The sequence below is a fragment of the Microbulbifer maximicatervae (SeqCode) genome (genome assembly GCF_052468095.1).
In genome coordinates this window covers 929,526-941,804 of record NZ_CP174332.1, presented here as the reverse complement: position 1 = coordinate 941,804, position 12,279 = coordinate 929,526, and the positions used below count along the sequence as shown (strand labels likewise).

Genomic DNA, 12,279 nt, shown 5'->3' with positions numbered 1-12,279 from the left:
AAAGATGTACGAATACGACGATTACGATGACGACCTGCCGAAAAGTAAAACTCAGGTCAAAAAAGAAATGCACGAGCTGCAGGATCTCGGCAAGCAACTAACCGAGCTCTCCAAGGCCCAACTGGCTGAAGTCCCCATAGATGAGGACTTGCAGGAGGCTATTGCTACGCTACATCGGATCAAATCCAATGAAGCTCGCCGGCGCCAGATGCAGTACATCGGCAAGTTGATGCGCAGTGCCGACCAAGAAGCGATAGAAACAGTGCTGAGCCGCTTTAAAGAGCGCGACCAACAACACCTGCGTTTCGATAAAATGGCTGAAGACTGGCGCAAACGACTACTGGAAGAAGGCAATAGTGCCCAGGGTGAGTTCTTTGACCAGCATCCCGGTGTCGACCATCAACAGCTGCGCCAACTGATTAGGGACTCCCATCGAGAAATCAAAAACAATAAGCCACCAACCAATCAACGAAAATTATTCCGCTATCTTCGCGACTTCTTTATCCAGGAAGCGGAATAAGGGCTCCGGGCGCTCCAGAGTTAACTGGCTGGCAGCGCCCGCAATCTAGACACCAGAAGTTATTTCGATTTCTTATCCCCAGAAGCCGGCACAAAGTCCAGGGCGAGAGAATTTAGGCAGTAGCGTAAACCAGTGGGCTCCGGGCCATCTTTAAAAACATGCCCCAAGTGTTCCCCGCACTTTGATAACACCTCAGTCCGCTTCAAGCCCCAGCTGTAATCGTCCTTTAAGACAATATTTTGTGGGTAGGCAACATCCCAAAAGCTGGGCCAACCAGTGCCCGATTCAAACTTCTGCTCAGAGCTGAAAACCGGTAAACGGCAACCCGCTGTGACATAAATCCCTTTCTCTTTGTTATTCAGAAGCTTGCCACTAAAAGCGGGCTCGGTACCTTTTTTCCAGAGAACCTTATAGCGATCCTCTGGCAGGATCTGCTTCCACACAGACTTAGGGATCTGATCGAGATCAGTCCCCTCTGCAATATGCTTTTCAGCTTGAGCGACCGTCATATTCTGGTCGCGCTGGTGGTCATCTGCCTCAGAACACGCCGAAAGGGTGACGGCTGTAAAAAGAAGGAGGGGCAATAATGAATGCAACGCCATCTAGAGTGTTCCTTTTACAGGGGATCATCACTAAGATTAGATGGCTATTGCACGCTGCCTCTGGATATTAAAACTCAAGCTGCAGGTGGGGACTTCTCTTCAGAACCGACCCCAACCTGTGTCTTGTTCCCCTCGTGGTCCAGAACCGCGCCCTCACGTTTGGCGCCATCTCCATCAAACAATTTCTCAAATCGCATTTGCGGGTCTGACCAACCGCCACTAATTCGGTAACTGACACTGGCGACCTTTTTAACCTGCTTTTTAAATGCCTTACTGATCAGGTAGACTCCCGCAGCTGCAGGCAAACCACCGGCTAGCGCTGCAACCAAAGCCAGGTTATTCCCAACTGGCAAAGTAGCCACCAACGTTAAATCCAGATCTTCGCGGACTAAATTAACCCGCCCCGCCATCTGCAGTTCACTGGTGGGCCCCTCTACCTGGATGGGTACAGCGATTAAAAGCTGACCATCGCCTTCAAAGACTACTTCACCACGCACCCTATCAAAAGCCATACCACTCTTGTAAAGGTCGGTGAAATCAAGACGCAAGCGTCGCGCCCAGGTATCAAAATTAAACAGTGACAATAGACGCAACACGGTAGAGCCTGTCGCACCGGTTGATCGCAGGAATCGGCCATCGCGAATATCAACCTTAAGCTCTCCGGAGAGAAGGCTTCCTTTCACCTGAGTCGGGGCCCCCTCCCACTTCAAAGCAGTTTCAAAGATCGCTGACTTACTCTCAATCAACGGCTCATGGCCCATCTTGCGCTGGATATCTGCAAGATCATCAGCCACCAATCGGCCGATAAATTGTGATGATTGCTGCCCCTCGGCATCCCTCATCCACACCAATTCTGCACCTAGCTCGCCATTGTGTTTGCCCTGTCCCTCGATGCGGAACCCTCTCACCGTGCCGTGGATATCACTCACCACCAAACGATCTGCAGCTGTCCTCAACTTAAATGACCAGGGACCCAGGGCCTCTTCACCTATTTGAAGGTTATCAGTACTAAAATCGATTTGAGGCAAACTAGTAAAATCAAACTCAGCCAAAGGATCCGCTACTACCTCCTCCGCAAAGGGGTCTGAGGGAAAAGCTCCATCACTGACTTCAGCCGGTTTCTCTGGCTGAGGCAGACGCAAATGAGCCAGCTTGAGGCGTAACGGTGTACTGCCATCCAATAAGCCTGTTAGACTTCCTGCAATCATTTCACTGTCAAATTTGAGCTTCCAATCTGTCCCCACTCCCTCACCGGTAACATGGATATGCTCAATTTCTGCAGAGCCCAACCGAAGCTGGTCTGTACTGAGATCCAGGCGAATCGGAAGTGGCTCACTGGCACTACCCGCAGCCTCTCCTTGGTTTTCTGTGGTACTTGCAACAGAGCTGGCAGCGCTTGACTTCGCTGGTTCAGACAACTGGTAAACATCCAGTAGAGACTGCCAGCGAGACAGGTCAACAGTGGAAATATCTCCAGTGACCGTCAACTCCCGTTTGGAGGGCAAATTTGCCTCAGCATTCAAGGCGATTGCAGCCCGATCTAACTCTCCATCAATCAGCCAGAATTGCCCCTGTAAATGTTCTCCATAGTCCAAGTGGAACAAGCTGCCCTGCTCTCCAATCGGCACTCGCAATACAAAATTGGTTTCTGTTTCCGCCGTCTTGCCAAGTGGGTCAGGCAGGTTTACAGCCACACCGGCCAGGTTGGAAGTGAGTTCAAATACTGCGGCGTAAGGGGTTTCCGCTGATTTTGCAGGAATGGTCACCAGGGCTTGATAATCCATTTCTCCTTCCAGCCACTGCAGTTCTGGCCGCGAACTCCAAGCGTGTACCGACTCAACCAATGCATTGCCGTCGATAACCACCTGGGTATCCCGTGCATCCCCCTCGCCAATATGTTGGATACGAGCAGTCAGCGGGCGGCCCCACAATTTGCCATTCAGCTGGGTCCCTTCAAGGCCTGTCGCACTATCGTATTTCACCAAACCATTCAACGCAGTCGCATCGAGGCGGAGCCCTTTCAGTTGAAGGTCACCGTGCTTCAGGTTGACTTCAACCTGTTGCTCGGGAACTACGGATGACTGTCCCAAGGGTAGAGTTAAGGATACAACGCCATCCAAATTCCCCGTCAGGCTCCAATCATCAAAGGCACTTCCAAGGTGATCTCTGAGTGGTGATTCACGCAATAGTCGCAACCCATCGGCAGCGGGTCCAACCACCTCAGTTTGTACATCAAGGCGTGAGCCTCCACCCTTCTGAGGGGTTACCGCAACCAGAATATTTCCAGCATCCATATTCCAGAGCTTGGCTTTATCGGCATTGACCCGCACAATTTCATCATCGAGCAACAAACGGCCATCCACATCCCTGACCTCAGGCCACTCACTGGCGTAGTCCAGGCTCGCATTTGAAAAGTCGAGCGCCAACTGAATCGTTCTGCGCTTCTGGTGAGTCGCGAATGCTCTAAGGGATTCTTCTTTACCCTCTTTGCTATAACTGCTGCCGCGATAGATAAAGGCCGCACTCTCAACGCGCCCTTGATTGTTCTTACCCAGGCCAGTTTTCAACCAGCTGCGTAAATCATCGCTAACCACAAATGGCACCAGCTCTTCCTGGGTAATAACCCCCGCATCTTTTATCGATAGGGAAAGCACCAGATCCACAGGTCGTGTTTGGGCGTGGAAGGGTAGTGACAGCATAAACTGACCACCGACCTGACCAAGTTCACCGCCAAGCATCAGCGGGCCCGACAATACGTTGACTTCGTTCAACGCCTTATCGACATCCCAGGCTATGGTGCCGCTGGCTTGCTCAAACCCAAAAGCATTCTTATACAGACTGGGAAAGTGCGCCCCGAGGGAGGTACCGTCGAGTTCAACCCGGCCACTGGCGCCCTCAACCTGAAGATATCCACTCAACTGAGTAATTGCCGGGGCTCCTCGAAACGCCTCGACCGTAATATCTTCCAAGTTTGCGCTGATCTCTAACTGCCGGTCCGCACCAGCTCGCAGACGCAGGCTGCGCAACTGACCTTGGGGTTTTAGTGCACGCAACCATTCATCTGCAGCTCCCTCTAGTAACGACAAGCGATTTAAGATACTGCTCCAACCAGCGAGATCGACCAGATCTGCCATCAGGGCTATACCCTCTTGGTCACTGTTAACCTGCAGGTTCAGCGACGGCATTTTCAAGCCCTGCCAATCGATTTCAATATCCTGCAGCGCTAATCGCCAGTGCTCTCCCGGCAACCAGCGGCCCGACAAATTGCCAGAAAAAGCGCGCAACGGAGCCAGTGTATGCTCTTCTATATCATCTCCTGCCCTTTGCATATCGGTCAGGCTTTCTACTTGGGCCAAGTCCACCTGGCCCACTATGCGATACCCACTTACGGCATCACTATGCAGCCACAAACGGCCGTCTGCCCACTTCTTCCCCTGCCAGTGAAACCGGTCGGGTAACGGGGTGAGTTCGTGAAGCAAACTGACAATGTCTTCATCCAGTAGCAACTCATTAAGCTGCATATAGCCGCGCAGTGAGAAGCGCTCTTTATCTTTGGGATTGCCCCGCCCCTCTAACACAACACGAAGGGTCTCTTCATCAACCTGGCTACTCTCCCCTTCACGGGAAATAAAAGCCCGTGCAGTCAGTCGGTGAAAATCTCCGCTATTTTCCAACTGGATTTCAGGCAAATTGATTTCTGCCAGCTGCTCATCGGGAAGGCGCACAGTGATCGCTGCATCACTGATTTGAATTTTGGGGCTCAACTGGAACAGGCGGGCCGGATCTGCCGCTTCGGGGTCGGGTGCAGTGCTGCCTTCAAGCTTAAGCGGGGCATCGGGAAACCCCTGCAGATACCAGAGGCCATTTTCATCGCGGTTGAGCCCGGCCGAAAACTGATTCATTTGCAGGTCTTTCCAGACCAATTCCCGGTTCCAGAGACTGGAAAGTAGATCCAGCTGGAATAGGCCGTGCCCCATTCTCAGCTCACCGTGTTCCCCCAGGCGCAGTCCATCCAGCTGCAATGCAACTTCAAGGGCCTCCCAACGCAGGGAAATACGATCCATCTGTACAGGAATGCCTAGCTGCTCACTAAGCCAATGACTAATCTGCGGACGATAGTTCTCTACCTGCGGGGACAGCAGTCGGCCTGTTTGCACGATGATTGCCAGTGCAATCACCAAACTTACCGACAGTAACCAGAACTTTCTTGCAATCCAGCGTATTACAACCATCGCTATACCCTCACCACCAAACAGGCATGGACCGAGCGCTGACAATAAGCTCTCTTAGCTTGCTGGCGAGTGAATAATGGATTACACAAGAACAATGTCATATTGCTCCTGGTTGTAAATGGGCTCTACCTGGAACTGAATCGGCCGACCAATAAATTCTTCAAGATCGGCGACATTAGCCGACTCTTCATCCAGTAAAAGATCTATAACCACCTGACTGGCCAGTACCATAATTTTTTCACTATCGTAAGAGCGCGCCTCTCGAATAATCTCGCGGAAAATCTCGAAGCAAACTGTCTCCGCACTCTTTAAGGTGCCCCTCCCACTGCAAACAGAGCAAGGCTCACATAAAATCTGCCCCAGTGACTCACGGGTGCGTTTGCGAGTCATTTCCACCAACCCCAGTTCGGATACCCCGGTGATACTGGACTTGGCATGATCGCGCTCCAGGGTCTTTTCCAGGGTGCGCAAGACTTGTCGCTGGTGCTCGGGATCTTTCATATCGATAAAATCGATAATGATAATCCCCCCCAGGTTTCTTAAACGCAGCTGGCGGGCAATCGCTGTAGCGGCCTCCAGGTTGGTCTTGAAGATAGTCTCTTCAAGGTTGCGATGCCCAACAAAAGCACCGGTATTGACATCAATCGTACTCATCGCCTCTGTCTGCTCTACGATCAGATAGCCGCCAGACTTCAAGGTGACTTTGTTGTGTAGTGCCCTTCTTATTTCCTCTTCAACACCGTATAAGTCAAACAGTGGGCGCTCACCCGGGTAGTGTTCCAGACGACCGGCAATTTCCGGCGCATATTTACCGGCAAATTCTGCCGCACGGCCGTGGGCCTCTCGGGAGTCTATACGAATCTTTTCGGTATAAGGGCGCGCAAGGTCACGCAATGCGCGCATAAATAGTGGAAGGTCCTCATAGATAACCGAAGGCACTGGACGCTCCTTAATGCGCTCATCCAGCTCCCCCCATAATTTGTACAGAAAGGGGATATCTCTCAACAGCTCATCCTCACTCACCCCCTCGGCAACGGTACGCAAAATGAAGCCTCCATCGGCCGACAAACCATCCTCTGCAAGGCGTAGAGAAGCTGCTTCAACCAACTGGCGCAATCGCTCGCGTTCGTTCTCGTCTTCAATTCGATTAGAGATACCGATATGGCGCGTCTGCGGCATATACACCAGGTAACGTGCAGAAACCGACAGATGGGTAGTCAGCCGGGCACCTTTACTGCTGATAGGGTCCTTCACTACTTGCACAATCAGTGACTGCCCCTCTCTGACTAGCGCGCGGATATCCGCCACCTCGGCATCCCGCGCCTCCATACCCTCTTCGTCGAGAGGTGCAATATCCGAGGCATGGATAAAGCCCGCACGCTCGAGGCCTATGTCGACAAAAGCGGCCTGCATTCCGGGCAGTACGCGAATCACCTTTCCCTTATAGATATTTCCTACAATCCCTCGCCGCGCACTCCGCTCCAGGTAGACCTCCTGGAGCACACCATTTTCTACCAGCGCAACCCGGGTCTCAGTCGGCGCAACATTAATTAACAGCTCTTCGCTCAAGATTGGCCCTCCTGCCAATAGGGAATGCCCGCATGATCCAGCATGGGGACTACAGCTTCCAATGGGAGCCCTACAACATTGCTGTAACTGCCACTAAAAGCTTCTACCAAGGCGGCACCAAAACCCTGAATACCGTAACCGCCAGCTTTATCGACAGGCTCTCCGGTACTCCAGTAATCCGCTATTTGAGCTTTGGACAAGTGGCGGAACCTGACTCGAGTTTCCACTACACGGCTAAACTGTCGATCCTGTGAACGCAAGCACACTGCCGTGAAAACAGAGTGCTCTACTCCCGATAGCGCCAGCATCATGGACTCAAAGTCAGCAAAATCTTGGGGTTTTTCCAGCAGCCTCTCACCTGCCATAACCACCGTATCAGCTCCCAAAGACCAGAGTCCCTGCGGGCTGTCAGCGGCTTGAAACCCGGCGACAGCCTTGTCGTGGGCCAAGCGTTCTATGTACTCAAGAGGGCTTTCAGCAGGTTGGCGTTGTTCTACAACAGCGGGGGACAATTGGGAGAAAGCCACCCCAATCTGGGCCAACAGTTCGGCGCGGCGCGGCGAACCAGAGGCCAAAAGAAGTCGATTTTCTGAAGCGCTTGTTGTCACTCTATTACATATTCCCTGTGGGTCAGCGGCTGATTATAGCGGCACTGTTCGAAAAATGATCGATTTTTTACACTGATTTACAGTGCCGACGAGACGGTCAACGAACGTGTAAACGCCCGGAAAGCCCCCTGAGCCACGGGGTCACCCAGGGCCAGAGCAGGGCTGTAGTCAAGGCGGGCCACAGGAAGGTCAGCCCGGGTACCGATTTCCCCTCAAGGCCGTGCACCCAGTTGCCCACCACTTGATGAATGCCCACCAGAACAAATACCCACAACAATTGCTGGGCCGGATTAAATGCCCGGGTGCGCTGGTAAGTCAGTAAGCTGAAATAGGCGAGTACCGATAGGGCCAGGGCATGGGTTCCCAAGCTCGCCCCCGTAGCCAAATCCTGGACAATACCGATCATCCAAGCGAACCCCACCCCGAAGGTCTGGGGCATTCGGGTAATCCAGAATATCACCAGCAAAGCCGGAAATGCCGGCCGAAACCAGAGCCACTCCTGTGGCAGGGGCATAACCGAGAGAAGCAGTGACAGCAGAATAGTGACCGCGATAAACCAGCGGTTATTCGCTTGCAACAGAATGTCCTCCACTGCCAATGACCGCCAATACAAAGCGGCTGCGATTCATCCGCCCCCTCGGCAACACTTCAGCCTCCGCAAAAGGTTTACCCGGGTCTCTCTGCACCGAGATAACCTCCCCGACCGGATAACCTGCGGGAAAGCGGCTACCCAAGCCGGAGCTGAGCAGCAAATCGCCCTCCCGAATATCACTGGTATTAGCAAGATGGCGTAACTTCAGGCGATACAGGTCACCTGTACCCTCGGCGACGGTGCGCATACTGTTGCGCAGAACCTGGACGGGAATGGCATGACTGGAGTCAGTTATCAGCAGGATACGACTATAGGAGTCGCCAGCTTCAATCACCTGCCCCAGCAATCCACTGGCATCCATTACCGGGGTACCGATATCAATGCCGTCATCGCGGCCTTTGTCAATCAGCAGCACATGCTCCAAAGGGTCCGGAGTAACGCCAATTACCTGAGCCACCAATACTCGGTCATCGACCATTTCTGCTGAGTTCATCAGTTCTTTGAGCTGAGTGTTTTCCGCTTTTACGGCCGCCAATAGCTGGCTGCGCTGTTCCAGCAGTAAAACCTGGCGCTTGAGGCGGCTATTTTCCTCTTGCAGTTCTTCGCGCGAGCGAAACTGCTCATCGGCCCAATCGCCCACACGCTCGGGGGCTCCTGTAACCCAGTACAGTGGAGCAATAACTCCTGATAAGCGTTCTCTGACAGGCTGAAACCAATTGGTGTAATGATCGGAAACGATCAGCGAGATCGCGAGTATGATGAGAAAGCCCAGGCGGTATTCGGCAGAGGGACCGCGGGTAAATAGCGGTTTCACAGGCAATCCCCTCTTAACAGGTCAATCAAAGATGGTGAGAACAGTACAAGCCACAAAAGATGACTCGCATTTTTTTATTACAAGGAGCTTGCGGATATAGCCACAAGCTCCCTAGCAGTTTTCATAATACCGATGTCTACTAGTTAGACATCAGGTAGAGACGGCTGCGATCCAACATATCCAGCGCTTTACCGCCCCCCCGCGCCACACAGGTCAGCGGGTCATCGGCAACAATTACCGGTAAGCCCGATTCTTCCATCAACAGACGGTCCAGATCGCGTAACAGAGCACCACCACCAGTCAGCACCATACCGCGCTCAGCGATATCAGAAGCCAACTCGGGAGGGGATTGCTCCAGTGCACTTTTGACAGCCTGCACAATACCTGTCAGAGGCTCTTGCAGGGCTTCGAGAATTTCGTCGGAGTTCAAGGTAAAGCTGCGAGGCACGCCCTCGGCCAGATTGCGTCCGCGCACATCGATTTCGCGAACTTCACTGCCTGCATAAGCACAGCCAATTTCCTCTTTGATCCGTTCAGCAGTTGCATCACCAATCACACTGCCGTAGTTGCGACGCACGTAGTTGACGATAGCTTCATCAAAACGGTCACCGCCGATACGCACCGAATCGGAATAAACCACACCATTCAGGGAGATAATGGCGATCTCGGTAGTGCCCCCACCGATATCCACCACCATGGAGCCGCTCGCTTCCTCGACATTCAAGCCTGCGCCTATGGCAGCGGCCATGGGCTCTTCGATCAGTGACACTTCGCGAGCACCTGCACCCAGGGCCGACTCGCGAATCGCGCGGCGCTCCACTTCTGTGGACTGGCAGGGAACACACACCAGCACTCTCGGACTCGGGCGCATCCAGCTATTTTCATGCACTTTCTTGATAAAGTGCTGCAACATTTTCTCGGTCACTTGGAAGTCGGCGATAACACCGTCCTTCAGCGGGCGAATAGCGGTAATATTGCCAGGAGTCCGGCCGAGCATGCGTTTGGCTTCTACTCCGACAGCCTCAACGATTTTCTGGCCATTGTAGTGACGGATTGCGACGACAGAGGGTTCGTCGAGTACTACGCCGCGATCGCGAACGTAAATCAGCGTGTTGGCAGTTCCCAGGTCGATGGAGAGATCACTGGAAAACATACCCCGCAAACGTTTAAACATGGAATTCGATTACCTTGTACTAATTATCAGCCCCCAGGTCGGGCACTGCGGGCGCGGCTTCTTTTATGGATACAAATCCTAATTAGTCCGCAAAAATAATTCTGAGTTCCGAGCCGCATTTCGAATCGGATTCTACGCAAAATACCGGAGTCTCTCATCACTCGGCAGGATTCGGCAAACTCTAACAACCGCTAGGCATCAGGGCAAGGCTGAAGGGAGGTCATTTGAGGCCCACTATCCATTACTGCCGAAGCCGGTGAGAATATAACCCCAATGTGCTAAATTTGCCGGTTCTGCCCGCCGCAAATAACCCGGGCAGTTTTCGACTCGCAACTCAAGCTGGAGGAGTCCATCACCATGGCAGTGGATACGCAAACTGTAGAAAAACTGGCGGAACTGGCCCGTATCGCCATATCCAAAGAAACCATCGAAGAAGTCAGCAACCGCCTCGGCGATGTATTGCAACTGGTCGACCAGCTGCAATCCACCAATACCGATGGTATCGCCCCGATGGCGCACCCACTGGACGAAGTCCAGGAGCTGCGCGCTGACGCAGTGACAGAGGCTGACAAGCGCAAAGACTTCCTAGAACTGGCTCCCCAAACCGAAGAAGGTCTCTACCTGGTTCCCAAAGTAATTGATTAGCCGGCCCAACACTGACGAAATTCACCTAAATACCCAGCCCTCAGCCCGTCTAGAGCCTTTAAGGGAATAATATGCATCAGCTTACTATCGCCGAGATCATCCGTGGATTGCGGAGCAAAGAGTTCTCGAGTACAGAGCTAACCCGCCATTTACTCGGCCGCATCCAGCAACTGGACAGCAACTACAACAGTTTTATTACCGTCACCGAAGAGAGCGCCCTAGCGCAAGCCGCGGCTGCCGACCAACGCCTGGCCAACGGGGAGGCACCGGCACTGTGCGGTGTGCCCATCGCCCACAAAGATATTATTTGCACTAACGGCGTGCGCACCAGCTGTGCCTCAAAAATGCTGGATAATTTTATCCCTCCCTACGATGCCACGGTGGTAGATAACCTCAACGCTGCCGGAACCGTCTCCCTGGGCAAGACCAATATGGATGAATTCGCCATGGGCTCATCCAACGAAAGCAGCTTTTACGGCCCAGTAAAAAACCCTTGGAATACCCGCTGTGTGCCCGGCGGTTCCTCCGGTGGCTCAGCTGCGGCAGTTGCTGCACAACTGATACCCGGCGCCACAGCTACCGATACCGGCGGCTCTATTCGCCAGCCGGCAGCGTTGACAAACACCACCGGGCTGAAGCCCACCTACGGGCGTATTTCCCGCTATGGCATCGTGGCCTACGCCTCCAGCCTGGACCAGGCTGGCCCCATCGCCCGCAACGCCGAAGATGCGGCTTACCTGCTGTCCGCGATGGCCAGCCACGACCCGAAAGATTCCACCAGCCTGAAGCAGCAGCCCTCTGATTTTACCGCCGAACTGAATAACCCGATCGCCGGGCTGCGGATCGGAGTACCCCGGGAGTACTTTGGGGAAGGCCTTAACCCTGAAACCGCAAGCCGGGTTCAGGAGGCTTTGAGAGCGTTTGAAAAGCTGGGGGCTCAACTGGTCGATATCAGCCTGCCACATACCGAGTTAGCGATACCTGCTTACTATGTGATCGCCCCCGCTGAAGCCTCTGCCAACCTATCTCGATTCGATGGGGTGCGCTATGGCTACCGCTGTGAAGAGCCCAAAGACCTGCGCGATCTCTATATACGCTCCCGCGGTGAAGGCTTCGGCGAAGAAGTGCAGCGTCGAATCCTGGTAGGCACCTACGCCCTGTCCGCCGGTTATTACGATGCTTATTACAACAAAGCCCAACAGGCCAGACGCCTGATCAAGCAGGACTTTGTCGAAGCATTCGAAAAAGTGGATGTGATTATGGGCCCCACGACCCCCTCTCCCGCTTTCGAGCTTGGCGCAAAGAGCGCTGACCCGGTAGCTATGTACTTGGAGGATATCTACACCATCGCCACCAACCTGGCCGGACTACCTGGCATGTCTGTACCCTGTGGCCTGGTGGACAATATGCCAGTGGGCCTGCAAATAACCGGTAATTACCTGGAAGAGGCGCGCATGCTCAATATCGCCCACCAATACCAACAGGTAACCGACTGGCACAAAGCCAGCGCCGTATAAGGAGAT

Annotated in this window: 10 protein-coding genes; 3 read left to right on the top strand and 7 right to left on the bottom strand. The window is 53.4% G+C overall.

The genetic code is table 11. The features are described 5' to 3' along the window. Positions 1–4: 4 nt before the first annotated feature. On the top strand, positions 5–520 hold the full coding sequence (yjgA, locus tag ACJJIL_RS04070) for a ribosome biogenesis factor YjgA (RefSeq protein ID WP_444896341.1): 516 nt from the start codon (positions 5–7) through the stop codon (positions 518–520). 59 nt (positions 521–579) lie between these two features. Here the strand turns inward: yjgA and msrB are convergent, their stop codons facing one another. The 7 genes from msrB to ACJJIL_RS04035 form a co-directional block, all read right to left on the bottom strand. Continuing rightward, positions 580–1,122, bottom strand: coding sequence for a peptide-methionine (R)-S-oxide reductase MsrB (gene msrB, locus ACJJIL_RS04065; protein WP_445361254.1), 543 nt, complete (start codon positions 1,120–1,122; stop codon positions 580–582). 74 nt (positions 1,123–1,196) lie between these two features. After that, on the bottom strand, positions 1,197–5,399 hold the full coding sequence (locus ACJJIL_RS04060) for a YhdP family protein (RefSeq protein ID WP_445361253.1): 4,203 nt from the start codon (positions 5,397–5,399) through the stop codon (positions 1,197–1,199). Positions 5,400–5,435: 36 nt separating this feature from the next. Then, entirely contained in the window at positions 5,436–6,923 is a 1,488-nt protein-coding gene (gene rng, locus ACJJIL_RS04055) for a ribonuclease G (protein WP_445361252.1), read from the bottom strand. Beyond that, a complete protein-coding gene (locus tag ACJJIL_RS04050; protein ID WP_445361251.1) occupies positions 6,920–7,531 on the bottom strand; it encodes a Maf family protein in 612 nt (203 codons plus the stop codon). The genes rng and ACJJIL_RS04050 overlap by 4 nt, the downstream gene beginning before the upstream one ends. A gap of 97 nt (positions 7,532–7,628) precedes the next feature. Continuing rightward, entirely contained in the window at positions 7,629–8,108 is a 480-nt protein-coding gene (gene mreD, locus ACJJIL_RS04045) for a rod shape-determining protein MreD (RefSeq protein ID WP_445361250.1), read from the bottom strand. Further along, positions 8,095–8,937: a rod shape-determining protein MreC gene (mreC, locus tag ACJJIL_RS04040; protein ID WP_413663056.1), complete on the bottom strand. Its 843-nt coding sequence runs from the start codon at positions 8,935–8,937 to the stop codon at positions 8,095–8,097. Before mreC ends, mreD begins: the two co-directional genes overlap by 14 nt. A gap of 139 nt (positions 8,938–9,076) precedes the next feature. Further along, entirely contained in the window at positions 9,077–10,111 is a 1,035-nt protein-coding gene (locus ACJJIL_RS04035; RefSeq protein ID WP_020412569.1) for a rod shape-determining protein, read from the bottom strand. A 357-nt stretch (positions 10,112–10,468) separates the two neighbouring features. Here ACJJIL_RS04035 and gatC point away from each other — a divergent pair, with 357 nt between their 5' ends. Then, complete coding sequence (gene gatC / locus ACJJIL_RS04030) at positions 10,469–10,756, top strand: Asp-tRNA(Asn)/Glu-tRNA(Gln) amidotransferase subunit GatC (protein ID WP_445361249.1); 288 nt, start codon at positions 10,469–10,471, stop codon at positions 10,754–10,756. 71 nt (positions 10,757–10,827) lie between these two features. After that, a complete protein-coding gene (gene gatA / locus ACJJIL_RS04025; protein ID WP_413663058.1) occupies positions 10,828–12,273 on the top strand; it encodes an Asp-tRNA(Asn)/Glu-tRNA(Gln) amidotransferase subunit GatA in 1,446 nt (481 codons plus the stop codon). Positions 12,274–12,279: the final 6 nt, after the last annotated feature.